This is a genomic window from Mesorhizobium sp. M0239 (assembly GCF_040321815.1).
Classification (GTDB): domain Bacteria; phylum Pseudomonadota; class Alphaproteobacteria; order Rhizobiales; family Rhizobiaceae; genus Mesorhizobium.
In genome coordinates this window covers 19158-42657 of the sequence record NZ_JAMYSG010000031.1, presented here as the reverse complement: position 1 = coordinate 42657, position 23500 = coordinate 19158, and the positions used below count along the sequence as shown (strand labels likewise).

The 23500-nt window shown below is 62.6% G+C and carries 23 protein-coding genes, 1 pseudogene and 1 riboswitch; of the genes and pseudogenes, 11 read left to right on the top strand and 13 right to left on the bottom strand.

All coding sequences use genetic code 11. From position 1 onward, the window contains the following. Nucleotides 1–6 precede the first annotated feature (6 nt). Nucleotides 7–1116 carry a histidinol-phosphate transaminase gene (hisC, locus tag NKI99_RS27095; RefSeq protein ID WP_023811091.1) on the bottom strand — a complete coding sequence of 370 codons (1110 nt, stop codon included), beginning with the start codon at nt 1114–1116 and terminating at the stop codon, nt 7–9. Nucleotides 1117–1252: 136 nt separating this feature from the next. Continuing rightward, nucleotides 1253–1330, top strand: a riboswitch (SAM riboswitch). Nucleotides 1331–1444: 114 nt separating this feature from the next. Here hisC and metX point away from each other — a divergent pair. The 4 genes and pseudogenes from metX (at nt 1445) to NKI99_RS27075 (ending at nt 5259) form a co-directional block, all read left to right on the top strand. Beyond that, nucleotides 1445–2614: a homoserine O-acetyltransferase MetX gene (metX, locus tag NKI99_RS27090; RefSeq protein ID WP_352612737.1), complete on the top strand. Its 1170-nt coding sequence runs from the start codon at nt 1445–1447 to the stop codon at nt 2612–2614. Nucleotides 2615–2672: 58 nt separating this feature from the next. Continuing rightward, entirely contained in the window at nt 2673–3287 is a 615-nt protein-coding gene (gene metW / locus NKI99_RS27085; RefSeq protein ID WP_352612735.1) for a methionine biosynthesis protein MetW, read from the top strand. Between the two features lie 11 nt (nt 3288–3298). Next, nucleotides 3299–4088: pseudogene (locus NKI99_RS27080) on the top strand (Stf0 family sulfotransferase). Between the two features lie 163 nt (nt 4089–4251). Next, nucleotides 4252–5259: a glycosyltransferase family 2 protein gene (locus NKI99_RS27075; protein WP_245273210.1), complete on the top strand. Its 1008-nt coding sequence runs from the start codon at nt 4252–4254 to the stop codon at nt 5257–5259. A 30-nt stretch (nt 5260–5289) separates the two neighbouring features. On the opposite strand, the gene NKI99_RS27070 is transcribed toward NKI99_RS27075, so the two are convergent. Further along, nucleotides 5290–5640 carry a DUF1330 domain-containing protein gene (locus tag NKI99_RS27070; RefSeq protein WP_023811086.1) on the bottom strand — a complete coding sequence of 117 codons (351 nt, stop codon included), beginning with the start codon at nt 5638–5640 and terminating at the stop codon, nt 5290–5292. A gap of 368 nt (nt 5641–6008) precedes the next feature. Here NKI99_RS27070 and NKI99_RS27065 point away from each other — a divergent pair, with 368 nt between their 5' ends. Beyond that, nucleotides 6009–6941 carry a glycosyltransferase family 2 protein gene (locus tag NKI99_RS27065; protein ID WP_352612733.1) on the top strand — a complete coding sequence of 311 codons (933 nt, stop codon included), beginning with the start codon at nt 6009–6011 and terminating at the stop codon, nt 6939–6941. A 70-nt stretch (nt 6942–7011) separates the two neighbouring features. Here NKI99_RS27065 and NKI99_RS27060 read toward each other — a convergent pair whose 3' ends face one another. From NKI99_RS27060 to NKI99_RS27050, 3 genes are all read right to left on the bottom strand, one after another. After that, complete coding sequence (locus NKI99_RS27060; RefSeq protein ID WP_352441745.1) at nt 7012–7815, bottom strand: DUF1194 domain-containing protein; 804 nt, start codon at nt 7813–7815, stop codon at nt 7012–7014. An 86-nt stretch (nt 7816–7901) separates the two neighbouring features. Then, the gene (locus NKI99_RS27055) at nt 7902–9728 is read right to left on the bottom strand and encodes an ABC transporter ATP-binding protein/permease (RefSeq protein WP_352612731.1); all 1827 of its coding nucleotides are present in this window, start codon (nt 9726–9728) and stop codon (nt 7902–7904) included. Between the two features lie 132 nt (nt 9729–9860). Continuing rightward, nucleotides 9861–10643: a class I SAM-dependent methyltransferase gene (locus tag NKI99_RS27050; RefSeq protein WP_352441747.1), complete on the bottom strand. Its 783-nt coding sequence runs from the start codon at nt 10641–10643 to the stop codon at nt 9861–9863. A 195-nt stretch (nt 10644–10838) separates the two neighbouring features. On the opposite strand from NKI99_RS27050, the gene gloB reads away from it, so the two are divergent. Both gloB and NKI99_RS27040 read left to right on the top strand, forming a co-directional pair. Beyond that, on the top strand, nt 10839–11606 hold the full coding sequence (gene gloB, locus NKI99_RS27045; RefSeq protein WP_128304700.1) for a hydroxyacylglutathione hydrolase: 768 nt from the start codon (nt 10839–10841) through the stop codon (nt 11604–11606). Nucleotides 11607–11625: 19 nt separating this feature from the next. After that, nucleotides 11626–12066, top strand: a complete 441-nt coding sequence (locus NKI99_RS27040; protein ID WP_128304672.1) for a cupin domain-containing protein — start codon at nt 11626–11628, stop codon at nt 12064–12066. A 13-nt stretch (nt 12067–12079) separates the two neighbouring features. On the opposite strand, the gene NKI99_RS27035 is transcribed toward NKI99_RS27040, so the two are convergent. Genes NKI99_RS27035 through NKI99_RS27025 form a run of 3 tightly spaced genes read right to left on the bottom strand, consistent with a single transcriptional unit; the run spans nt 12080 to nt 14572 of the window. Beyond that, nucleotides 12080–12754 (bottom strand): lysoplasmalogenase family protein, encoded by a 675-nt coding sequence (locus tag NKI99_RS27035; protein ID WP_128304673.1) that lies wholly within the window; start codon nt 12752–12754, stop codon nt 12080–12082. Then, nucleotides 12751–13749 (bottom strand): aromatic amino acid exporter YddG, encoded by a 999-nt coding sequence (gene yddG / locus NKI99_RS27030; protein ID WP_352612730.1) that lies wholly within the window; start codon nt 13747–13749, stop codon nt 12751–12753. The genes NKI99_RS27035 and yddG overlap by 4 nt, the downstream gene beginning before the upstream one ends. 34 nt (nt 13750–13783) lie before the next feature. Further along, nucleotides 13784–14572 (bottom strand): DUF3108 domain-containing protein, encoded by a 789-nt coding sequence (locus tag NKI99_RS27025; protein ID WP_023811078.1) that lies wholly within the window; start codon nt 14570–14572, stop codon nt 13784–13786. Nucleotides 14573–14844: 272 nt separating this feature from the next. Between NKI99_RS27025 and rpmB the strand changes: the two genes are divergently transcribed. The 3 genes from rpmB (at nt 14845) to NKI99_RS27010 (ending at nt 16736) form a co-directional block, all read left to right on the top strand. After that, on the top strand, nt 14845–15141 hold the full coding sequence (gene rpmB, locus NKI99_RS27020) for a 50S ribosomal protein L28 (RefSeq protein ID WP_013529373.1): 297 nt from the start codon (nt 14845–14847) through the stop codon (nt 15139–15141). Between the two features lie 183 nt (nt 15142–15324). Then, the gene (locus NKI99_RS27015; protein ID WP_352441749.1) at nt 15325–16005 is read left to right on the top strand and encodes a queuosine precursor transporter; all 681 of its coding nucleotides are present in this window, start codon (nt 15325–15327) and stop codon (nt 16003–16005) included. A gap of 59 nt (nt 16006–16064) precedes the next feature. After that, a complete protein-coding gene (locus NKI99_RS27010) occupies nt 16065–16736 on the top strand; it encodes a spermidine synthase family protein (protein WP_352441750.1) in 672 nt (223 codons plus the stop codon). An 11-nt stretch (nt 16737–16747) separates the two neighbouring features. On the opposite strand, the gene NKI99_RS27005 is transcribed toward NKI99_RS27010, so the two are convergent. From NKI99_RS27005 to NKI99_RS26990, 4 genes are all read right to left on the bottom strand, one after another. Next, nucleotides 16748–17776, bottom strand: a complete 1029-nt coding sequence (locus NKI99_RS27005; RefSeq protein ID WP_352554445.1) for an esterase-like activity of phytase family protein — start codon at nt 17774–17776, stop codon at nt 16748–16750. Next, the gene (gene cobT, locus NKI99_RS27000; protein ID WP_352441752.1) at nt 17773–19674 is read right to left on the bottom strand and encodes a cobaltochelatase subunit CobT; all 1902 of its coding nucleotides are present in this window, start codon (nt 19672–19674) and stop codon (nt 17773–17775) included. Before cobT ends, NKI99_RS27005 begins: the two co-directional genes overlap by 4 nt. An 11-nt stretch (nt 19675–19685) precedes the next feature. Beyond that, nucleotides 19686–20672: a cobaltochelatase subunit CobS gene (gene cobS / locus NKI99_RS26995; RefSeq protein WP_023811073.1), complete on the bottom strand. Its 987-nt coding sequence runs from the start codon at nt 20670–20672 to the stop codon at nt 19686–19688. A 123-nt stretch (nt 20673–20795) separates the two neighbouring features. Continuing rightward, nucleotides 20796–21425, bottom strand: a complete 630-nt coding sequence (locus NKI99_RS26990; RefSeq protein WP_032909134.1) for a J domain-containing protein — start codon at nt 21423–21425, stop codon at nt 20796–20798. 181 nt (nt 21426–21606) lie between these two features. Here NKI99_RS26990 and NKI99_RS26985 point away from each other — a divergent pair, with 181 nt between their 5' ends. Next, the gene (locus NKI99_RS26985) at nt 21607–21909 is read left to right on the top strand and encodes a BolA family protein (protein ID WP_128304678.1); all 303 of its coding nucleotides are present in this window, start codon (nt 21607–21609) and stop codon (nt 21907–21909) included. A 30-nt stretch (nt 21910–21939) separates the two neighbouring features. On the opposite strand, the gene NKI99_RS26980 is transcribed toward NKI99_RS26985, so the two are convergent. After that, nucleotides 21940–23493 carry an acetolactate synthase large subunit gene (locus NKI99_RS26980; RefSeq protein ID WP_352612727.1) on the bottom strand — a complete coding sequence of 518 codons (1554 nt, stop codon included), beginning with the start codon at nt 23491–23493 and terminating at the stop codon, nt 21940–21942. Nucleotides 23494–23500 lie beyond the last annotated feature (7 nt).

Here is a 23500-nt window from a genome sequence, read left to right as displayed (position 1 = left end):
GGCGTTCTAGCTTTTCAGAAATGTCGTGAGAGCGGCGACAACGCCGCGATTGGCTTCTTCGGTGCCGACGGTCATGCGCAACGCGTTGGGAAAGCCATAGCCCGAAACGCGCCGCAATATATAGCCGCGCGCCGTCAGATAGTCGTCCGCCGCCGCCGCCGAATGCTTCTGATCGTCAGGAAAATGAACGAGGACGAAATTGCCGACGCTCGGCGTTACCCGCAGCCCGAGCTTTGTGAATTCCTCGCTCAGCCAGGCCAGCCAGGTCTCGTTGTGCGCCACGCTGCGCTCGACATGGGCGCGGTCGCGGATGGCTGCGATACCGGCCTCGATCGCCGTCGCATTGACGTTGAAGGGACCCCGCACGCGGTTGATGGCGTCGACGATATGCATCGGCGCATACATCCAGCCGATCCGCGCTCCGCCGAGGCCGATCTTGGAGAAGGTACGGGTCATCACCACGTTCTGGGCAGCACCGACCAGCTCGATGCCGGCCTCATAGTCGTTGCGGCGGACATATTCGGCATAGGCCGCGTCTAGCACCAGAAGCACGTGCCTGGGCAGGCCGGCATGCAGGCGGCGCACCTCCTGGAAAGGCACATAGGTGCCGGTCGGATTGTTGGGATTGGCCAGGAACACGATCTTGGTGCGCGGCGTGACGGCTGCGAGGATGGCGTCGATATCGGCGCGCTCGTCTCTTTCCTTGATCGTCACCGGAACGGCACCTGCCGACTGGATGTAGATCTTGTAGACCATGAAGGCGTGTTCGGTGATGACAGCCTCGTCGCCGGGCGCCAGATAAGTCTGCGCCAGCAGGCCGAGGATCTCGTCGGAGCCGTTGGAGCAAATGATGTTCTGCGGGTTGAGACCATGCACCTCGGCGATCGCTTCGCGCAGCCGCCTGGCGGTGCCATCTGGGTAGACGTCGAGCTTTCCGGCAATCTCGCGCGCGGCTTCGATCGCTTTCGGCGAGGGCCCTAGCGGATTCTCGTTCGAGGACAGCTTGTGAACCTTGGCGACGCCCGCGGGCGCCGTGCTCTTGCCCGGCACATAGGCGTCTATGTCCATGATGCCCGCGCGCGGGGTTGGACGTGCCTGGTCCGGTGTCTGGCTCATGTCGCAAAATCCGTCGAGAACGCTTCCTGAGGGAAGCCGCAGCGGAAATACAAGCCGTGGCCTGCAATGTCGAGAGGCGACAGCCACCGCCCAAGGCTGGCCGTTGACGCCGGCGCGCCACAGCCCTAGAAGGGGAGCGGACTTCCGTGGTGATTTGGCCGGTCGGCTTGCAGCCACGTTAAACAACTTGCTAAAGGGCCGTTTGCATCCTGTAACCGGCTTTGCAACCGCAATGCCGGTTTTTTGTTGTCCGCGCCGGCCGGACACCCGGATCGGCATCGACTTTCGACAAGCGCGATGCGTGGGCTCAAAGTGTGAGATGGATGTCATGGCCGTTCTGCGTGCCCGCAAAACCAACAACGAGGTCGACCAACCGTCGAGCCCGGTTTTGCGTTTTGGATCCGACAAGCCGCTCAAGCTGGACGCCGGCACGCTGCTGTCACCGTTCCAGATCGCCTACCAGACCTACGGCACGCTGAACGATGCCCGCTCCAACGCCATCCTCGTCTGCCATGCACTGACCGGAGACCAGCACGTCGCCAGCACCAATCCGGTGACCGGCAAGCCTGGCTGGTGGGAAGTGCTGATCGGCCCCGGCAAGATCATCGACACCAATCGCTTCTTCGTCATCTGCTCCAACGTCATCGGCGGTTGCCTTGGGTCCACCGGTCCGGCCTCGACCAATCCCGCCACCGGCAAGCCCTATGGGCTTGACCTGCCCATTATCACCATTCGCGACATGGTGCGGGCGCAGCAGATGCTGATCGACCATTTCGGCATCGAAAGGCTGTTCTGTGTGCTCGGCGGCTCTATGGGCGGCATGCAGGTGCTGGAATGGGCATCGAGCTATCCGGAGCGCGTCTTCTCGGCGCTGCCGATCGCCACCGGCGCGCGCCATTCCTCGCAGAACATCGCCTTTCATGAGGTTGGCCGGCAGGCTGTCATGGCCGATCCGGACTGGCATGGCGGCAAATATTTCGAGCACGGCAAACGCCCGGAAAAGGGCTTGGCGGTGGCGCGCATGGCCGCCCACATCACCTATCTGTCGGAAGCCGCGCTGCACCGCAAATTCGGCCGCAATTTGCAGGACCGCACCGCGCTGACCTTCGGCTTCGATGCCGACTTCCAGATCGAGAGCTATCTGCGCCACCAGGGCATGACCTTCGTCGATCGCTTCGACGCCAATTCCTACCTCTACATGACGCGGTCGATGGACTATTTCGACCTTGCCGCCGACCATGGCGGCCGGTTGGCCGATGCCTTCGCCGGAACGAAAACCCGCTTCTGCCTGGTGTCTTTCACCTCGGACTGGCTGTTTCCGACCGAGGAGAGCCGCTCGATCGTGCATGCGCTCAACGCCGCCGGCGCATCGGTATCCTTCGTCGAGATCGAAACCGACCGCGGCCACGACGCATTCCTGCTCGACGAGCCGGAACTGTTTGCCGCCATAAACGGGTTCATCGGCTCGGCGGCCCGGGCGAGAGGGCTCAGCGCATGACCCCGAAAAATTGCAGGCTTTTCGGATCGGGATCGTGCGCCAGGCAGGGGGCGAAGCCATGAGCGTCAACCGCGACCAGCGCGTCGACCTCGAGGTCGTCGCCAACCTCATCCCGCCACAGTCGCACGTGCTCGATGTCGGCTCGGGCGACGGCTCGCTGCTCGAATTGCTGCAGGACACCAAGCAGGTCGACGGCCGTGGGCTCGAGCTGTCGCAGCGCGGCGTCAACGAATGCGTGGCGCGCGGCCTCTCGGTCATCCAGGGCGATGCCGACAAGGACCTCGAATTCTATCCCGACAAGGGCTTTGACTTCGTCGTCCTGTCACAGACGCTGCAGGCCACCCGCAACCCGAAGCTGGTGCTCGACGAACTGCTCAGGATCGGCAACCGCGCCATCGTCTCCTTCCCCAATTTCGGCCATTGGCGGGTGCGCCTGTCGCTGTTCGTCAACGGCCGCATGCCGGTGACCAAGGACCTGCCCTATTCCTGGTACGACACGCCCAACATCCACTTCTGCACCATCCGCGATTTCGTCAATCTGTGCGACGAACTCGGCGCGACAGTCGAGAAGGCAACCGCCCTCGACGCTGCCGGGCAGAAGATCGGCCTGTCGATGCCGTGGTGGTTCTGGAACTTCTTCGGCCAGCAGGCAGTGTTCTTGCTGAAACGGTAATATTGATCGCCATGTATCTCTTTCGTAGGCGCCCTCTGCCAGTTGAAATCCCACCGGACATGCGGGCTGGGTTGAAAGCCGGAATTCTCATCTGCACCTCACCGCGCAGCGGCAGCAACCACCTAGCCGGATTGATGGCAGCCACCGGGCTTGGCAACCCACTCGAGTGGTTCGGGGGCCGCCGTGTTCTAGAAATGCCGAACTATCCCCGCGACCCCCGTGCCCAGGTTTTGCGTGCACTGAAGGACGGGCGGTCTCCCTCCGGGATTTACGCGGTCAAACTGTTTGCCAGCCAGTTTTCACAGGTTGCCAAAACCGTGGATCTCCCCGCAAGCCTTCCAAAGCTGCGCTATATGCGGTTGACGCGTGGGGACCTCGTTGGTCAAGCAGTTTCGTGGACCCGCTCGTCAGAGTGGTCGGTTCCGCTCTACCGAGGCCGATCAGAAGAGACCATGCTACGACGGCAAAGCAATCGCGGACTCGCTTGAAAAAATCATCCTGGAAAATCTGGCCTGGGATGTCTGGTTTGCAAAAAACGGATTGTCCTTCCTATCACTGACATACGAAGAACTCCTTGAACATCCACGGACCTGCCTTGAAAGGGCTGCATCTCTGGTCGACGCCAAGCTTGTCTTGAAACCCGGGTCTGATCTCGATTCGGGCCTCGATATTCAACGAGACACCATCAATGAGGAGTGGAGAGAGCGGTTCTTGGCGGAATATTCTGACACGTCGAACTTCCATGCCAACAATTGCCGTCGCGGTTTTCTTAAAAAGAGGAGCTCAAGGTTCTCGATCTGATCGAACGGCATTGTACGAGAACACGAAGCATCCAGGGGCGCCAGAGATGCGATGTTATTGATCAAAGCGCATCGCCGTCCATGGCGATCACGAGCACAAATTCTTATTGCACGCTGGTTTGACAGCCCGCCGAGAGCGTTATAGCCACATCGGCACTAATAACTTGATCGGTTCAGATATGGCTCAAGAGCGTCCAACGTATTCACTCGTCGTCGAAATGGAGAATGCAAAATCGATCGACTGGGACGAGATCGGCGTTGGGATGAAGGCCTTGGCTCGGGAAATCACATCGGTTTCAGCAACCGGTTTAGTGCGACCAAGGATCGTTATTTCTCACGGGGGAGCAGAGTCGGACGAGGATGCGTTGCGTCGTGAGATTTCGAATGAGGCCCCGCAGCTCGGTCAGGTTGCCGAACTCGTCTTCACGGCTTTCCCTGGCGGCCGATATTACGACCTGAAGAACAACGGCATGCTGGCATCGGACGGAGATATCGTCATCTTTATGGATTCCGACGTGGTCGCGGAACCAGGATGGCTACCAGGACTGCTTGAGCCCTTTGAAAACTCTGAAGTTATCTGCGCAAACGGATATACATACCTCTCATACGACGATTTCTTTTCAAGAACGTTTGCGTTGATCTGGTTTTTCCCGATGGCCCGTGGAGACGGGCGATTTGCCTCGAAGCGAGCGATCAACGCTAACAATGTAGCGTTTCGACGCGAGTGGATCGTCAGCCATCCTTTTCCAAAACATAACGGCTTCAAGGTTTCCTGCACTTTGCTGATGCGCGAACTGCTGCGGGAGGGCCACAAAATTCATAATGTCGACGCACGCGTTTATCACTATTCGCCGCGGGGCTGGCGGTTCTTTTACTGGCGCGCCCTGGTTACAGGTCGCGACGCCGACCGGAAGTTCGTTGCGCTCAATTCGCCGAGCCGCGCGCGACGGATAGTCAAGTCTTTCAGCCGGTGGCTCACCATGTCATGGCGCACGACACGACGGATCGTAGGCCATGCCCGGGAAACGGGGATGCCGCTTTGGCAGGTTCCCTTTTCTCTGATTGTCGGTCAGGCATTTTATGGTTTGGCGTTTTGGGGCCAGTTCAGTTTTGCGACTGGCATGGTTCGTGACAAAATTGAAACTGTGCCCGACTATGTTGGGCACAGCTAGACGCTTTACCGCCATTCCTTGAACCGCGGTTCAGCGTCCAATTGATCCTTGACCCGTCGATTGTTCCAGAACATCCGTGGCCTTGTGCGGATGTTCGACGCCGTCGACGAACACGACATCGGCCTCCGAATTGTCCGTGCGCAGCGCCAGTATCGCCCGGTAGGCGGGCGAATTGTACCAGCCACGCACATGCTGCCTGTCGGGAAATTCTATGATGATCAGATGGCCAGGCCAGTCGTTCTCGATCACCTCCACATCGCCGCCATGAACCAGAAAACGGCCGCCGAAAGGTTCCAGCGTGGCATCGATCTTGTGCAGATATTCGACGATCTGCGGACCCATTGCGGCTTGGCGCATATGGGCGACGGCGTAAGCGGCCATGACTGGACTCCCTTGTCATCAAAGCCGAGTTGCCGGCCTCGCATGGGCAATCTGACCAAACGCCGAGCGCTAAGCGATTACGTCTGAGGTAATGAGATGTATGCTACCTGTCATGATGGGTGGCTTCCATGGTGATTCGCAATGCTATGTGCGGCGGTGCTGTTGCAATTGGAACGCTAGCAGCGGGGATTCGTTGTCTCGCGCGGATTGAGTACCGGCACGGTGGGTGACAGGGGCAGTCGTTTTTTGTAGCGTCGCGCCGACTGTGATGCGGTGTAGAGGAAGGGAAGTCCAATCCATTCGACCGTTCTGAAAATCGAAAAGTCCTGGACAGACGCGCAACCCTGCGCAGGAAACAGCTGACAGACATGGCCGGGATCCAACCGACACCTCTCATCACGGTCATTACGCCGACCCACAACCGACGCGAAACGGTGTTGCGCGCCGTGGACAGCGTACTCTCCCAGAGCATGTCGAGGCTTGAGCACATTGTCGTCGACGATGGTTCGACTGATGGAACCGAAGCGGCGCTGGCCCGTATCCAGGACCCGCGGCTGATCTATGTCGGGGCGAAATGGCGAGGCGCCAACGCTGCCAGGAATGCCGGCATCGAGCGCGCGCGGGCACCGTTGGTGACGTTCCTCGATTCCGACGACATCTACATGCCGCACCGGCTTGAACGAACCCTGACCTGGTTCGATGAGAATCCTGCACTGCAAGTGCTGATCAGTTCGTTCGTGTCCCTGAAAGGCAATCGCATCACAAACTGCGTCAACCCCGAGGCGTTCGTGAGCCCCGCAATGCTGGAGCGGACGCTGGTTGGGCAGACCATCTTCATTGCCGGCTCCGCGATCACCGCTCGCCGCGAAGCCTTGCTGGCCATCGGCGGCTACGACAGCGACATCACCCGCATGCAGGATCGCGAATTGCTGCTGCGCCTTGCCCGGCGCTTCGGTGCGCAGTTGTCCAGGGATCTGGACTGGACGAAATACAATTCGGAGAACTCGATTTCCGGCCGCCGTGACGGCTATGTCGAGGCCTATGCGAACCTGATGGGCAAACATCCGCATATTGCCCATGCCTACCCGCACATTCCGCCTTACATGATCTCGCGGCAGCTCATCGCCGACATCCTGCGAGGCAGGATACCGGAGGCATTTCAGGGCTACATGGCCAACCGTTCATCCAAAACGCTTGGCTATTCGCTGCCGGAATTGATGCAAGGCTATGTCCATGGCCGGCGCTGGCGCCGCGATCTCTCCAACGAGTTTCGCAATCAATTTGGTGCCCGGCCCGCTTAAACCGATAGGGATTCCGGGAAATTGTGGAATGGTTTTTCCTCCGGATCGCGTTAACCCCTCTGTCGAGAGCTCAACGGTCAAGTTCGGGAAAATACGGATCCGATAGAAACCGCCTGTCCCGTTCGCCTTGCAGGCAGTCTATCGGCGTCGCCGCGTCGACGGGGACACTTCTCACCTCGTCCTGAATGCCGCTCACTTCCAGGAGCAGCTTCCGCCGGATGGCTGTCGAAAACTCGGCGGCGGCATAGATAGGCAGCACGAAGGAACCGGGTCCGCCGATCACGCACTGCGCATAATACTGGTCGAGATGGCTGAAGGTGGGCGACGGGCTGATCAGGATCGGCAGGCCGTTGACGATGATGCCTTTGGCAGTCGCCGCATCACGCGTCGCGGTGACCGGCGGCCCGATATTGTTCGGTCCGTCGCCCGAAATGTCGATGACGCTGCGTTCGCCCTGGAAAGACGTGCGGTCGAAAAGCTCGGTGCCGAAGGCCAGCGCGCCGGAAATCGAAGTGCCGCGAAAGCTGCGGAACGGACGAGCCGCGACCTTGTCGGCAAAGCTGTTCGCGCTCTCGGCACTATCGATAATCTGCCAGCCGATGACCGCGTCGTCGCGCACCGTGCCGGCCCATTCGAAATAGGTCAGCGCTATGCGGCCCTTGGCGCCGGCGCGGACAGCCTTGATGAAGTCGGGATGCCGCAGCGCCTCGACATAACCGGCCCGCTGCAGGGCGAACTCCTTCTCGTCCATCGACAGCGAGATGTCGACCGCCAGCACCAGCTCGACGTCGACGGCGAGCGCATCCGGCGGCGAGGCGGCCGGGGCAGCCTGGGCGCAGGCAAGACAGGCAAGCAGGCGCAGAGCATCAAGCATGGCCGTCGCCAAGATTGTTTCTCCCGAGGAGCTTCCCTCGCGATCGCGGCAAAATAAAGCTCTGCTTCCCTCGCCCGGAAATCAGCTCATTTCTTGCGACGAGCGGCGGCTGGCGGCGGTTCGATCGCGCCGGCTCTGACGCGGGCGGGCTTCAGGGCTGGCGCACCGGAATCCTTGATGATCGTCAACGCGCGCGGGAAGAAGTGGTTGTTGTGCTGGCCGCGCCCGATGTTGAGGATCGCTGTCCCCGGCAAACGCTTATCGAGCATCGACAGCACGCGTCTTAGCGATGGGCCGTCGAACGCATCCAGCGCCTCATCGATGATCACCCATTTCGGCTGCCGCAAGGCGAGCCTGGCGAAGGCCAGCGAGCGTTGTTCGTCATCGCCCAACTCATGGTCCCAACGCCCGGCGCGGTCGAGCGACGAGGATAGCCGTCCCAGACCGACCTCGGCCAGCACCGCCGAAATGTCGGCATCGTTCGCCGGCGCGGGCCCGTTCGGGTGATCGAGGACCTCGCGCAACGTGCCGACCGGAAAATAAGGCACGCGCGGCACGAATATGGGGGTTTCTCCCGCCGGCAGGCCGATCCGGCCGCTTCCCCATGGCCACAGGCCGGCAATGGCACGAAAGAACAGCGTCTTGCCCGCACCGGGGTCGCCGGTGATCATCACGCGCTCGCCGGGGCGGATTTCGACATGCGGGTCGGCGAGTCTGGTGCAACCCTCCGGCGAGGTCACTTCGAGCTTCTCGAAAGTCAGGCTGCCATTGACGTTTTGGCCGAAGGCGATGCGCTTTTCCGTGTCGTGCAGCGCATCGGTTTCATCGAGCGCGATGCGGAAATCGGCCACGCGCATCAGCGTGGCGCGCCAATCGGCGATACTGCCGATGTTGTTGATGAACCAGCGCAAGGAGGAGTGGACCTGGTTGAAGGCGCCGACCGCCATCATCAGCCCGCCAAAGCTGATATCACCTGAGAAATAGACCGGCGAAGCGACCAGTATGGGCGCCACGACGGTGATCCAGCCATAGGTGTCGGTCACCCAGGACAGGTTGATCTGGGCGGCGTAGATGCGCCGCATGGCGCCCAGCACCGTGCCGAGATCGAGTTCGAGCCGCCGCCTGGCGTCGGCCTCGCCATGATACAACGCAATGGCATCGACATTCTCGTTGACGCGCACCATCGAGGAGCGCAGCTCGGCTTCGCGTGTATAGCGGTCGCTGTTCAGGCGGATGAGCGGGCGCCCGACCAGCCAGCTCAGCCAGGAGGCGATGCCGGCGTAAAGGATGGCGGCCCAGACCATGTAGCCCGGTATGGCCAGCGAGGTCCCGCCGATGTGGAACACGAAGCCCGAGGACAGCTCCCACAGCACCCCGACGAAGGACACCAGCAGGATGCACGACTGCAGCAGGCCGACGCCGAGATCGGTTGACAGGTCGGACAGATGCGCGGCGTCCTGCTGCATGCGCTGGTCGGGATTGACGCCGATGGCGCCGGCATTGGCCAACCGGAAGGCGCGCGCCGGCCGCATCCACTGATCGATCAGATCCAGCGTCAGCGCCTCGCGCAGTTTGAGCCTGATCATCTGGTTGAGCCAGGTCTGGCCGATATTGAGCACCAGCAGCCCGCCGGCGATCATCGCGAAGACGAGGAGCTGGTGCAGGAAGGCCGCCATGTCGCGGCGCGCAAGCGCATCGTAGAAAGGCTGGTTCCAGCGGTTGAGCAGAACCTGGCCGATCGACGTTGCGATGATCACGGCCATGATGCCGACCGATGTCCACTGCAACCATTTGCGAACCGGCGATCCCGCCAGCGCCCGCCGGATCGTCATCAGCTGATCGCGCAGGCTGCTGGCTTCGACCGCCACGGCAACCGGCTGAACGGCGGCGGCATTGTCCGGTTGATCAGCCATGGCCGAGGTCCTTGCGTCAGTGCTGAAACCGGATGGAGAAACTTGACAGGCGTTCGTATGGGCTGCCGGATAAACTGTCGGCCCGCTTGCGACAGATAGGCAGGGAAACGACGTCAGGCACGCTTGCCGTGATCACGAAGCCGTCACCCGCGCAGCCGAGGGCTCGGCACCGGCTTTGTGACGGCCAAGCCGGGTGGCGCCATGCGGCGACAGCACCGGCACGAAGACGCGGCGCGAGGCGCGCTGGACGACGGGCACGCCTTGATAGAGCCGTTTCTGCGCCTCGACGACGATGACGCCGGAAAAGATCGGCCACAGCCGCCGGCCGGCGCGCTCCAGCACATTGTGGAAGCGCATCATGAAACGGCGCCTCGACGGCGGAAAGAACAGCGCATCGGACCAGGCGGCGGGCGTAAAATTCGCCTCGCGCAGCAATTCGGTTAGCTGGCCGCGCGAAAAGGGCCGGCCATTGCCGAATGGGGTGTGCTCGAAGCGCGCCCAGACACCGCGCCGGTTGGGCACGACGATGACGACCCGGCCAGCCGGCGACAGCACGCGCCAGATCTCGTTCAGCGTCTCACGTGGGTTCTCGACATGTTCGAGCGAATGGACGAGCAGCATGCGGTCGATGCAGGAATCGACCAGCGGCAGTTCCTCGTCGAAGACCAGTGCCGTCGCCGTCGGCCCTGTCGCCGGCCACACCACCGCGCCCTGCGTCGCCGGCATGAAGGCGAAGACCCGCTCGGCGTCGGTGCCGAACCGCTCCAACCACGGCAAGGTGTAGCCCAGACCAACCAGCCGCTCGTTGGGCACGACCGCCCATATCGACGACAACGCCATGGTGATCGAACGCTCGGCGAAACGGCCGAGTGTTGTCGAATAGAAGGAGCGAAGATCGACGATGTCGGAATGCATGGCAGGGATGTAGCCGCGATATCGGCGGGTTTCAACAACAGGCCGCGACGACCTGGCATTCCGGGAATGTCACTAGACATTGCGGGATGTTGTTCAACGTCCCGGAATGTTGCTCACATCCAGGATGTCTTCAACATCCAGGATGACATCCACGCGCCGGCGCCCTATGTCTGCGGCCATAAACGGAGAGATGCGATGCCGGTCGAAATCGAACAGTTCATGTGCCGCAGCGACAATTTCGGCGTGCTGGTGCATGATCCCAAAAGCGGCCAGACCGCGATCATCGACGCGCCCGAGGAAGCGCCTATCCTGGCCGCGATAAAGCGCACCGGCTGGACGCCGACGATGATCCTGACCACGCATCATCACATGGATCACGTCGAGGCCAATCTTGCGTTGAAGGAGCGCTTCAAGCTGCGCATCGTCGGCCCGGAAGCGGAAAAGGCCAATATCCCCGGCATCGACGAAACCGTCGAAGACGGCTCGGTCCTCCATCTTGGCGATGAAAAGATCGAAGTCATCGCCACGCCCGGCCACACCGCCGGCCACGTTTCCTACTATTTGCCGGCTTCGGGTGTGGCGTTCACCGCCGACACGCTGTTTGCGCTGGGTTGCGGACGGCTGTTCGAATGCAAGCCGCCGGTGATGTACGATTCGCTGAAGAAGCTGGCCGCGCTTCCGGCCGAAACGATTATTTATTGCGGTCATGAATACACGCTCGCCAACGCCCGTTTCGCGCTGACCGTCGACCCGACGAATTCGGCATTGAAGGAACGCGCCGCCAAGATCGAAAAGCTGCGCGCCGACAATAAGCCGACGCTGCCGACGACGATCGGCGAGGAGCTGTCGACCAATCCCTTCCTGCGCTGGCACGATCCGGCGATCCGCAAGCATCTGGGGCTGGAGAAAGCTTCGGACGCCGAGGTCTTTGCCGAAATCCGCAAGCGCAAGGACAATTTCTAGGCCCGGTGGTATCGTCGCCATGACCAGCTCCGCAGAAATTATCGCGACGCTCGGGCTGAAGCCGCATCCGGAAGGCGGCTGGTATGCCGAGACCTTTCGCGATGGCACCGGCGGCGCGCGCGGCCATTCGACTGCCATCTATTTCCTGCTTGAGGAGCATCAGGTTTCGGCCTGGCACCGGGTCAAGGATGCCGCCGAGGTCTGGCATTTCCATGCCGGCGCCCCGCTGGCGCTGTCGATGTGGGAAGAAGGCAGCCCGAAGGTTGATCAGGTCATAGAACAAGTCCTCGGTATCGATCTCGCAGCCGGTGAGCGGCCGCAGATCGTCGTGCCCGCAGGCTGGTGGCAATCGGCGCGCAGCCTGGGCGAATGGACGCTGGTCGGCTGCACCGTCGCGCCGGGCTTCGAGTTTGCGGCCTTTGAACTGGCGGCACCCGGCTGGCAGCCTGGACAATCCTAACTTGGCAAGAACCCTAATTTAGCAGGAAGCCTAGCGTGGTCGCGAGCTGGGCGGCGTAGTACAGCGCCCAGACGGCGAAGCGCATCCAGGCGCGGTGGGGCGAGATGGCGGCGACCAGGAATTTCTCCGTGGCGAGCAGCCCGTCCGATGCCATGAACAGCACGGCGCCACCGATCACCCACATATTGCTTGTTGTCAGCGCCGAGATGCCCATTGCCAGGATCGCGGCGATATAGACGGTGATCGGGATACGCAGGCTGGGACCGACACGACGCCACAGCGCCGCCAGCACGATGACCACGAACACCGCCATGGCGAGCGCGATCGCTCCGCGCCACGGCTCGGCGCCAAGCACTCCCAACCCGCCACCGCTGCGCAGGAACAGCGCGACATAGACGATGTGAGCGACAAGAAAACTGGCCAGCCCGCCGAGAAAGGCCTTTTCGCCGTCGCGTGACAGGAAGGCGTCGCCAACGGCGCTGAGTGCGAGCGCGGCGACCAGCAGCAGCGGGCCGCCTTGCAGCCCCGCCAGCACGGCAAGCATCGCTACGGCAAGCGTCTTTGCGGCCGAGCGGGCCAGCGTCGGCGGCATGCCAAGCGTGAAGGCGTAGATGACCGCCGCCGCCAGCGAAAAAATCAGTGTCGCATTGGCATTGGCGTCGATGCCGCCCGCAAACGGCATCGTCATGCCTTGGCTCCGCCTTCGGATGCCCGGGCTCCGTCTTCGGATGCCCGGGCTCCGTCTTCGGATGCCCGGGCTCCGTCTTCGGATGCCCCGGCTCCGCTTTCGGATGCCTCGGCTCCGCTCTCGACCGCAGCCGGCTTGCGCAGGAACAGGGATTTTGCGGCGAGCACCGCGCCGCCGGTGATGAGCACGCAGGCGGCGAGGATGCGCAGCGACGGCTCGGCGACGCCGGCCGCGATCAGCACCAGCGTCGACAACAGCGGCGCCGCATAGCTTGCAGCACCCAGCACCTGGATGTTGCCGCGCTTGACGCCGATGTCCCAGGCATAGAAGGCGGCACCCACCGGCATCAGGCCAAGGCCGAGCACGGCCAGCCACTGGCCGACACCGTCAGGCAGAATCGTCTGTTCCAGCGCCAGGTGGCAGGCGAGCGACAGCACCGCGGTCGCCGCGCAGAACCAGGTGACGATGCTGGTCGGCACCGACGGGAAACGCCGCGACAACAACGAGTAGGCCGACCACAGGACGGCGCAGACGGCAGCCATGGCATAGCCGAAGGAATAGCGGGCGTCGAAGGCCAGCCCACCGCCCTTGGTGACGATCAGCACGGTGCCGGCAAGGCCGAGCAGCGCACCGACGACATGGTTCCAGGCCAGTTTTTCGCCCGGCATCAGCGCCGAGCCGAGCACGATCAGCAGCGGCCACAGATAGGCGATCAGGCTCGCCTCCACCGCCGGCGCATTGCGCAGCGCGGTGAAATAGAAAAAGTGATAGCCGAACAGGCCGGCAATGCCGATCAGCCACACCTGCGGCGGTATCTTCTGGCTCTTGTCGGGTGCCGGCATGAACAGCCGCGCGACCAGCCCGACGCCGGTGCCGATCGAGAAGGTGATCGCCGACAGCAAGAACGGCGGCACCTGGCCCGACGCATCGGTGAGCAGTGCGAGCAACGCCCACATGGCGACCGCCGAAAAGCCGATCAGTGTTGCGCGCCCCATTCTGTCTCCAGTGGCGCGCCAATTCCGCGCCTGGCTATTGTACGGCTTCGAAACGCCCGGCGCTGATGGTCAAGGTGCCGATCTGCGTGCCAACCGTGGCACGGATCGGCGCATATACGCCGGTTTGGCCGAGCGGTGCAAACGTCACCATCATGCGGCTTTTGTTCTTGAGATAGTTGAGCGCCTTGCGGCCCTTGCGATAACCCGCCACCGGCTCGAAGCCCATCTGGCAGGTGACGGTGTCGCCCTTGTAGCCCGGGACCGAGATCGTGCCTTTCGACGCGTAGGTCAACGTCAGGTCGGCACGCATCTCGCCGTCATAGAACTTCACCGTGCGGCCGCAGACCTGGTCGAGACTGTCGGCATGAATGACGGTGGCGGCCATGGGATCGAGCACCGATGCCAGGTCGCCGGCACCGAGCGGTACCCAGTTCTTGGGGTCGCGTTTGCCTGGTGCCGGTACGACCTTCGTCGAAGTGACCCTGCCATTGGCAAAGCGGATATCGACCACCGATGCCTTCTTGCCGGAGGTGTAGTCGGCGCGGAATGCCTGCGGCACCATCTTTTTGCCCGCAATCGTGCCTTTGGACGAGATCGTGCCGCGCGTGTCGTCGAACAGCTTGGCGAGACCGGCCGCGGTGACACTGCCTTGGATCGCGTAGGCGCCGTTCTCATAGCGGCTGGAAAACGTTGATTTCGCTATCGAAAGACCAAGAAACGACACCGTGTACTCGCCCTTGAACGACTGCGGCGAGGCAGCAGACGCGGCGGACGGCAAAGCTATGGCAAGCATGGCAACAAGGGCATGTGGCGAACGAAGCATGGCGGGATCGGGTCCTTGATTTTGGGCCGGAGGCGGGCAACTCCGGTCTGGCATGTCCCTATGGAACCGCTTATAGGATGAATTCCGGCCTTAATATGAAAATGCCGGGCGCGCCGTGGGCAATGCAGGGGCTGGGCAAGCCGGAGCTTGACGCCTCGGCGAAATGCAACTATGGAACGCCAACTTTTTCCATAAGGCCGCCTGACCAGAACCGCGCGCCACCCGGCGTGGGCTTGAGTGTTTGGCAGACCCGAGAACTGAAGGTTAGAACAATGTCCCGCACCTGCGAACTCACTGCCAAGGCAGTCATGTCCGGCAACAATGTGAGCCACGCCAACAACAAGACCAAGCGTCGCTTCCTGCCGAACCTCGTCAATGTGACGCTGATTTCGGAAGCGCTGAACCAGAACGTGCGCCTGCGCATTTCGGCCAACGCGCTGCGTTCGGTCGAACATCGCGGCGGCCTCGACGCCTTCCTGGCCAAGGCAGACGTCAAGGAATTGTCGCAGCGCGCCCGTTTGCTGAAAAAGCAGATCGCCAAGAAGACCGCCGAGCAGGCTGCCGCTTAAAACAGTTCAAAGGCGGGGGACGACCGCCCTGGCCGACCTCTTGTTGGCCTCTGGCCAACATCTTGTTGGCCTGAGCATCGGATCGAAGCCGCAAGGTTTTGGCAATCCGGTGCCCACATACGAAGGCAAGCATCGCCCGCATGGGCATGGTGCTTGGCTGGTTCCATTACCCAGGATAAAAAAATGACTTCCTTCTCGCGGTATTTGCCATTCGTGGCCGCCATGGCGCTTGTCGTCGTGGCATCGAACATTCTCGTGCAATTCCCGATGCAGGGTCAGATCGGCGGCCTCTCGCTGGCCGATCTTCTGACCTGGGGGGCCTTCACCTATCCCTTCTCGTTCCTGGTCACCGACCTCGCCAACCGCCGCTACGGACCCACTGCGGCGCGCCGGATCGTCTTTGTCGGCTTCATGACGGCGGTGATCTGCTCGATCCTTGTCCCGCCCTTCCTGTTCCGCCACGGCCTGATCGAACTCGAGACCGCCGCCGACCGGCTGGTGCGTATCGCGGCCGCGTCCGGAGCGGCGTTCCTCAGCGCGCAACTGCTCGATGTCACCGTCTTCAACCGGCTGCGCCGGCAGAGCTGGTGGCGCGCGCCGATCATCGGCACGCTGGTCGGGTCGGTGTTCGACACCGCCGTGTTTTTCACCGTCGCGTTCTCGGCCGCCTTCGCCTTCGCTGGTCCCAACGACGGCTTTGCGTTGGAAAACGCACCCTTGATGGGCATCTTCCATGTCGACGCGATGCGTTGGATCTCCTGGGCGCTGGGCGACCTCAGCGTGAAGCTGATCATCGCCGTGGTGGCGTTGATCCCCTACCGTCTGCTCGCGGCCCGTTGGAGCCAGCCGGCGGTAGCGGCTTAAACCATGATCCCGAAAAGTGGGACCCGGTTTTCGGAAAAGATCATGGTCGGACAAAGATCATGATCCCGTGGGTCCAGCTCGATTCGGCCAAGATCCCGGATGGCGCACAAGAACTTCGCCTCAAGCGGCGCGGCACCGAATTCTCGATCATGCTGGGCACCAACGAACTGATGAACAGCCGCCTCAGCGGTTCCGAGGAAGCGCTGGCAAAACTGTCCTGCGAGCGGATTGCCGGCCAGAGCCGGCCCACAATCCTGATCGGTGGGCTTGGCATGGGTTTTACCTTGCGCGCCGCACTCACAGAATTGGCCAATGATGCCGGAATAGTCGTCGCCGAACTGGTGCCCGCCGTCGTCGCCTGGGCACGTGGCCCGATGGCCGAAATCTTTGACGGCTGTCTCGACGATCCTCGCGTCACCATCCAGGAAACCGATGTCGGGCAGTTGATCCGGTCGCGGCCCGCGGCCTGGGACGCCATTCTGCTCGATGTCGACAACGGCCCGGAAGGCATCGTCCACAAATCCAACGACGCACTTTACAGCGTGCACGGCCTCGCAGCCGCACGCAGCGCCCTGAAACCCGGCGGCGTGCTGGCAGTGTGGTCGCAAGGCCCCGACATCGGCTTCACGCGGCGGCTGAAGCAGGCAGGCTTCGGGGTCGAAGAGGTCAGTACGCGCGCCAACGGCAAGCGTGGCGCCCGCCATGTCATCTGGATCGCCACCAGGACGTAAAGCCGGCGGGCTCAATCCTGGTGGAGAATGAATTCCAGATAGAGGTTGCGCTGCAGGATCGAGTGGTTGTCGTCGGAGATCAGCGACACCATCAGCGCGCCGTCGCCGCGGGTCCAGACGTCGAGCCCTTCCATATTGTCGATCTGGTAGCCCATGTCGGCCTCCAGCAGCACCGGCCCGTCGGCGACCGCGCCCTTCTCGACGCTTTCGCCATAGATGCGCCGCAGCCGCATCTTGACGCCGCTGGCCATCGAGAAACTGCGCTCCAGAAGCAATAGGTCGCCATCCGGCAGGAAGGCCCCGTCGGTAATGTCGAAATCGCCATTGCGCTTGACGGTAAAGACGCCCTTGTGCGGTCCTTCGATGATGGCGGCATAGATGTTGCCGGCCTTGTCCAGGCTCTTCTCGGAGACCACGACAAGGCCGCCCTCATGCTGGCCGTTGGCATTGGCGTGGGTGACGGTCTCGAAGCCGCGATTCTGGCGCAGCTCGCGGGCCGGAACGGCGAAATCCAGCGGCTTGAAGGGTGCCTTCATGTCGTTGGGGTCGATCTTGAACTGGGCGACGCGGTGGCTGCGCTCGAAGCCGACGGTTGCGATGCCGTTCTTGACCGCGAGACCTTCCGCATCGACCTCCCATTTCCTGTCGATCGGCCGGCCGGTCTGGTCGACCATCTGCTGCATGCGGAAATTCTGGATGCCGGAGGGTCGCTTTTCCGCGTCGCGGACCACCGTGCCGAAGAACCAGAAGCCGGTGTCGGCAACGCCGATGAAGTCACCGCCGGCTTTCAGGAAGCGGAAGGCCGACAGCGCGCCGAAATCGCGTGTCGGCGAGGTCATCTCCAGCCCGCCGACGAATTCGAACGGGCCGAACTGCTTGCCGGCACGGCCAATGTGGAATTCGGTGATCGGGCGGGCCGAGATTTCGGCCGGTTCGACAGAACTAGAGTCGGCCGAACCGGCTGCCGCCGAAGCCACGCCGGAAAGCAGGGCGATGGCGGCGAAAAGCGTCTGCCGAAACCCGCCGCGCCTGGAGATCATCCGGCGCGCCGCATACCACCGCCGCGTCGCGTATCCTTCGCGCTTTCCTCGGCAAACAGCGAAGCCAGCTGCTCGGTCATGGCGCCGGCCAGTTCCTCCGCATCGACAATGGTGACGGCACGGCGGTAGTAGCGCGTGACGTCGTGGCCGATGCCGATGGCCAGCAGTTCCACCGGCGAACGCGTTTCGATCAGCTCGATGACGGCGCGCAGATGGCGCTCGAGATAATTGCCCGGATTGACCGACAGCGTCGAATCGTCGACCGGCGCCCCGTCCGAGATCATCATCAGGATCTTGCGCTGCTCGGGCCGGGCGATCAGCCGGTTGTGCGCCCACAGCAGCGCCTCGCCGTCGATATTTTCCTTGAGCAGGCCTTCGCGCATCATCAGGCCGAGATTGCGCCGTGCCCGCCGCCACGGATGGTCGGCGGACTTGTAGATGATGTGGCGCAGATCGTTGAGCCGGCCAGGATTCGGCGGCTTGCCGTCCTTCAGCCATTTCTCGCGCGCCTGCCCGCCCTTCCAGGCCCGCGTGGTGAAACCGAGGATCTCGACCGAGACGCCGCAACGCTCCAGCGTGCGGGCCAAGATGTCGGCGCAGGTTGCCGCGACCGTGATCGGCCGGCCGCGCATCGAGCCGGAATTGTCGAGCACCAGCGTCACCACCGTGTCGCGGAATTTGGTGTCGCGCTCCTGCTTGAACGACAGCGGCTGCATCGGGTCGATGACGACCCGCACCAGCCTTGCCGGGTCGAGGTAACCCTCTTCAAGGTCGAAATCCCAGGAGCGGTTCTGTTGTGCCATCAGGCGACGTTGCAGCCGGTTGGCCAACCGCCCGACGACGCCGGACAGATTGGCCAGCTGCTTGTCGAGGAAGGCGCGCAGCCGGTCGAGCTCTTCTTCTTCGCACAGCTCCTCGGCCCCGACCGTCTCGTCGAAAGCCGTGGTGAAGACCTTGTAGTCGATTTCCTTCGGCAGATTGGTGAAGGGATTGTCGTTGCGGCGCGCCTCGCCGGGCGTTTCGGCATCGGCGTCGTCATCGTCGGACAGGTCGTCCGCGGTGGCGTCGGAGGCTTCGGTCTCGGCCGACTGTTCGTCATCGGCCGAAGCTTCGGCGTCCTCGGACTGCGACTGCTCGGAGCCGGAATCCTCTTCGCCGCCCTCCTCGCTCTGCTCCTCGCCTTGCGGCTGGTTGTCGTCATTGTCCTCGGAATCTTCCGTCTCTTGGTCGTCGCCGAGCTCCTCGGCCATTTCCATGGAGGCGAGCATCTCGCGCACGACCCGGGCGAACGCCTGCTGGTCGCCGAGCTTGGCCGACAACCCGTCGAGATCGGCCTTGGCCTTTTCCTCGACCCAAGGGCGCCAGAGTTCGACCAGCCGCTCGCCGCTTTTCGGGATCGGACGGCCGGTGAGCTTCTCGCGCACCATCAGGGCGAGTGCTTCCTCGATCGGCGCGTCGGCCTTGTCCTTGACGTCGACGAGATTGGCCTTGGCGTATTTGTCCTCCAGCATCGAGCCGATATTGTCGGCGACGCCTTGCATGGCGCGTGAGCCTATCGCCTCGACGCGAGCCTGTTCGACCGCGTCATAGATGGCGCGGGCCGCCTTGCCTTCCGGCGCCAGCTTGGTGTGGATGCGCACATCGTGGCAGGCGCGCTTCAGCGCCATGGAATCGCCGAGGCCGCGGGTGATCGCGATATCGGTCTTCGACGCCTTCTTCGGCAATTCTGGCAGACGCGCACGGCTGCCGGCGAGCGCCGGCCGGTCCTTGGCGAAGCCGACCTCCAGCTCCTTGTCGCCGGCGATGGCGCGCATGCAGACGGTGACGGCGCGCTTGAAGCTGTCGGCTTCAGAACCCGTCTTCGACTTGTTGCGCGTGTTGTCGCCCGGACCCGCCATCGAGACTCTGCTTAGCCCAGCACCACGTTGGCGGCGCTCTCGGGCAGATCCTCGCCAAAGGCGCGCTGGTAGAACTCGGCCACCACCGAGCGTTCCAGTTCATCGCACTTGTTGAGGAAGGTCAGCCGGAACGCCATGCCGATATTGCCGAATATCTCGGCATTCTCGGCCCAGGTGATCACGGTGCGCGGGCTCATCACGGTCGACAGATCGCCGTTGATGAAGGCCGAACGCGTCATGTCGGCGACGCGCACCATCTTGTTGACGATGTCCTTGCCCTTGCTGTCGCGATAGTGCTTGGCCTTGGCCAGCACGATGGCGACTTCATTGTCGTGCGGCAAATAGTTCAGCGTGGTGACGATCGACCAGCGGTCCATCTGCGCCTGGTTGATCTGCTGGGTGCCGTGATAGAGGCCAGTGGTGTCGCCGAGGCCGACCGTGTTGGCGGTCGAGAACAACCGGAAGGCCGGATGCGGGCGGATGACCCGGCTCTGGTCGAGCAGCGTCAGCCGGCCCGACGATTCCAGCACGCGCTGGATGACGAACATCACATCCGGACGGCCGGCATCGTACTCGTCGAAGCACAGAGCGACATTGTGCTGGTAGGCCCAGGGCAGGATGCCGTCGCGGAATTCGGTGATCTGCAGGCCATCCTTGACGACGATCGCGTCCTTGCCGACGAGATCGATACGGCTGACATGACTGTCGAGGTTGACGCGCACACAAGGCCAGTTAAGCCGGGCGGCAACCTGTTCGATATGGGTCGACTTGCCGGTGCCGTGATAGCCCGACACCATGACGCGGCGGTTGTAGGCAAAGCCCGCAAGGATCGCCATCGTCGTGTTCTTGTCGAAGAGATAGTCCGGGTCGATGTCGGGCACATGCTCCGATGTCACCGAATAGGCAGGTACCACCATCTTGGACTCGAAGCCGAATTTCTCCTTCACCGACACCGTCGTGTCGGGCAGGTTGGCGATGTCACGATCGACCTTGTTCATATCTCTCAACGTCTCCACGGGCGAAACGTCTGATTTCGCCGGCAATCGATTTTGTCCGGGGGCGGTCTTAGAGCCTTTTCCAACCTTATGAAAGTTGGAAAACGACACGAACCGTATGGCCGCTCAGCACAGGCCCGCCTGTTTGAGCACGCGATAGGCCTGCAGCACATCGCGGAACCGGTCTTCCGAACCTCTGTCGCCACCATTCGCATCCGGATGGTGCTGTTTCACCAGTTCCTTATAGCGCGCCTTGATCTCCTTGCCAGTCGCCTTTGTATCAAGGCCAAGCGTTTCCAGCGCCTTGGCCTCAAGCGGCTTGGCCTTGCGCTCGCGCGCCTCGCGCGGATCCTTCGGTCCCTTGAACAGGTCGAACGGGTCGCGCATGCGGTTATAGTAGCCGGCCCGGCCGGAACGCATCTGGGCCATATCGGGCGACGACCGCGTCGAGGCCCCGTTGGCGCCCATCTTCCAGGTCGGCCGGTGCCCGGTCATGGCTTCCTTCTGGAAGCGCGCGACCTCGGTGTCCGGCACGCCGGAAAAGTAGTTGAAGCCCTTGTTGTACTCGCGCACATGATCGAAGCAGAAATGGAAATACTCGCCCTCCTTCATGCGCCCGACCGGCGCACGATGGGTGCCCGCTTCCTTGCAGCCGTCCCACTGGCAGATCGGCGAGTGCGACTTCAGCTCCGCGTCCTTGTCGGGGCGGACGCGAATCTTCTCGAAATATTTGGGGTACGGCTTCATCTTACCCATTTATGGGGCGTTCGCAGATGCGAAACAAGAATTGACATTTTCGCGATCATCGCCCTAACCGCTGAATCGCGGCATAAAGCAGGCGAATGGCGGATTTTGTTGCACGGCGGCGGCCCCTCGCGAAACCGATTTTCGGTTTCCAGGCCGAGACGCCAGCGATATTTGGTGAAGGGAGATGGCGATGTCCATAGAGGCGACCATGGAAGACAAGCTCAATAAGGCATTTTCGCCGGACAGGCTGGTTATCATCAACGAGAGCCATCTCCATGCCGGTCACCACCATCACGGCTCCGACCACCACGGCACTTACGACGGCACCGGCGAGACGCATTTTCGCGTCCGCGTCGTCGCTTCCGCCTTTGCCGGCATGAGCCGCATCGACCGTCACCGCGCCGTCAATGAATTGCTTGCCGATGAATTGAAGGCCGGCGTGCACGCGCTGGCGATCGAACCGGCGGCTCCCGGCGAAAAGACCCGCTGGTAGCTCGGTTCCGCCTATCGTTTTTCGCCGCGCTCAGAGCACCGCTTCGATGAGGAACGGCCCGCGCCGTGACAGCGCGCTGTCCAGCAGCGCCTCGAAGCGCTCGCACGTATCGGCGCGGGCCGCCTCCACGCCCATGCCTTTGGCCAGCGACACCCAGTCGAGCGAGGGATAGTCGAGGTCGAGCATGCGCCTGGCGTTCTCGCCGATGGCGCCGACGCCGACATTCTTCATCTCGCCATGCAGGATCGCATAGGTTCGGTTGGAAAACACGATCGTCACCACGTCGAGCTTTTCCCGCGCCTGCGTCCACAATCCCTGCACCGTGTACATCCCGCTGCCATCGGCCTCTAGATTGATCACCTTGCGGTCCGGACAGGCGATTGCCGCCCCGGTCGCCATCGGGATGCCGCCGCCGATCGATCCGCCCGTGCCCATCATGTAGTCGTGCGGCGCTGCAAAGGCCGACAGCGCGAAGAAACGCCTGGCCGAGGTGACCGCTTCATCGCAAATGATCGCATCGGCCGGCAGTTTGCGCGCCACCGACAGCGCGATCGCATCTTCCGTCAGCTTGCCGCTCGGCGTTGCCTCGTCGGGAAAAGCGGCCGCGACGACCTGTCGTTTCGGCGGCTTGATGCCAAGTTCGTCGCGAAGCGCCTCCAGCGCCGCATGCAGATCTTCGCCATGGGCGGCCAGTGTCAGCACCTCGCAGCCTTCCCGAACGAGCCGTCCCGGTTTTCCCGGATAGGCGAAGAAGGCAACCGGCTCCTTCGCGCCGACCAGGATCAGAACATCGACATCCCTGAGCACAGCCATCGCCGCGTCGACCGGATAGGGGATGCGGGCCGGCGCGACACGCCCGCGCCCGCGTTGCATCCGTGCGATCAGAACCTCGCCGAACAGCCGGACGTCGCTGCCCGTCGAGATTTGCCCGGCGATGGCGAGCGCATCGGCGCGTGCGGCCTTTCCGCGAACGATCATGCCTGCCCGGCCCGGAGCGGCACGGATCGCCGCGGCGACCTTGCGCACGGCGTCCCTATCGACGGCCGGCGCTGGCACCAGCTTCACCTTGCCGACCGAAACCGCGTCGACTTCGCCCCAGGCGGCATCCGCCGGCAGGATCATCGTCGCGACGCCGGGTGGTGTCAGCGAGGCGCGAAAGGCTGCTTCAGCTGCCGGCGCGATATCGGCCGGGCCCTTGACGCGGCCGACCCAGTTGGACATCGGCGCCGCAAGGCTTTCGATATCGCTGGTGAGCGGGGCATCGAGCGGCAGATGGTAAGAGGCGTGGTCGCCGACGATGTTGATCATCGGGCTGAAGGCACGCCGGGCATTGTGCATGTTGGCGAGTCCGTTGGCCAGGCCGGGACCGGTATGCAGCAGCGTCGCGGCCGGCCGATCGGTCATCCGCGCATAGCCATCGGCGGCCCCGGTCACCACGCCTTCGAACAGCCCGAGCACGCAACGCATTTTCGGCTTGCGGTCAAGTGCTGCAACGAAGTGCATTTCGGAGGTGCCGGGATTGGCGAAGCAGACCGTCACATCGTTGGCCAGAAGCACGTCACACAGGACATCGGCACCGTTCATGCAATTC

Bases quoted from the DNA above. Each gene is read 5' to 3' on its own strand.
- NKI99_RS27055 (WP_352612731.1), bottom strand. From the start codon at position 9,728: ATGGCTGATCAACCGGACAATGCCGCCGCCGTTCAGCCGGTTGCCGTG.
- NKI99_RS27005 (WP_352554445.1), bottom strand. From the start codon at position 17,776: ATGATCTCCAGGCGCGGCGGGTTTCGGCAGACGCTTTTCGCCGCCATC.
- metX (WP_352612737.1), top strand. From the start codon at position 1,445: ATGGCCGTTCTGCGTGCCCGCAAAACCAACAACGAGGTCGACCAACCG.
- NKI99_RS27010 (WP_352441750.1), top strand. From the start codon at position 16,065: ATGATCCCGTGGGTCCAGCTCGATTCGGCCAAGATCCCGGATGGCGCA.
- NKI99_RS27035 (WP_128304673.1), bottom strand. From the start codon at position 12,754: ATGACGATGCCGTTTGCGGGCGGCATCGACGCCAATGCCAATGCGACA.
- yddG (WP_352612730.1), bottom strand. From the start codon at position 13,749: ATGGGGCGCGCAACACTGATCGGCTTTTCGGCGGTCGCCATGTGGGCG.
- rpmB (WP_013529373.1), top strand. From the start codon at position 14,845: ATGTCCCGCACCTGCGAACTCACTGCCAAGGCAGTCATGTCCGGCAAC.
- NKI99_RS27050 (WP_352441747.1), bottom strand. From the start codon at position 10,643: ATGCATTCCGACATCGTCGATCTTCGCTCCTTCTATTCGACAACACTC.
- NKI99_RS27070 (WP_023811086.1), bottom strand. From the start codon at position 5,640: ATGGCCGCTTACGCCGTCGCCCATATGCGCCAAGCCGCAATGGGTCCG.
- NKI99_RS27065 (WP_352612733.1), top strand. From the start codon at position 6,009: ATGGCCGGGATCCAACCGACACCTCTCATCACGGTCATTACGCCGACC.
- NKI99_RS26985 (WP_128304678.1), top strand. From the start codon at position 21,607: ATGTCCATAGAGGCGACCATGGAAGACAAGCTCAATAAGGCATTTTCG.
- gloB (WP_128304700.1), top strand. From the start codon at position 10,839: ATGCCGGTCGAAATCGAACAGTTCATGTGCCGCAGCGACAATTTCGGC.
- NKI99_RS27015 (WP_352441749.1), top strand. From the start codon at position 15,325: ATGACTTCCTTCTCGCGGTATTTGCCATTCGTGGCCGCCATGGCGCTT.
- NKI99_RS27025 (WP_023811078.1), bottom strand. From the start codon at position 14,572: ATGCTTCGTTCGCCACATGCCCTTGTTGCCATGCTTGCCATAGCTTTG.
- metW (WP_352612735.1), top strand. From the start codon at position 2,673: ATGAGCGTCAACCGCGACCAGCGCGTCGACCTCGAGGTCGTCGCCAAC.
- cobT (WP_352441752.1), bottom strand. From the start codon at position 19,674: ATGGCGGGTCCGGGCGACAACACGCGCAACAAGTCGAAGACGGGTTCT.
- NKI99_RS27040 (WP_128304672.1), top strand. From the start codon at position 11,626: ATGACCAGCTCCGCAGAAATTATCGCGACGCTCGGGCTGAAGCCGCAT.
- NKI99_RS27060 (WP_352441745.1), bottom strand. From the start codon at position 7,815: ATGCTTGATGCTCTGCGCCTGCTTGCCTGTCTTGCCTGCGCCCAGGCT.
- cobS (WP_023811073.1), bottom strand. From the start codon at position 20,672: ATGAACAAGGTCGATCGTGACATCGCCAACCTGCCCGACACGACGGTG.
- NKI99_RS26990 (WP_032909134.1), bottom strand. From the start codon at position 21,425: ATGGGTAAGATGAAGCCGTACCCCAAATATTTCGAGAAGATTCGCGTC.
- hisC (WP_023811091.1), bottom strand. From the start codon at position 1,116: ATGAGCCAGACACCGGACCAGGCACGTCCAACCCCGCGCGCGGGCATC.
- NKI99_RS26980 (WP_352612727.1), bottom strand. From the start codon at position 23,493: ATGAACGGTGCCGATGTCCTGTGTGACGTGCTTCTGGCCAACGATGTG.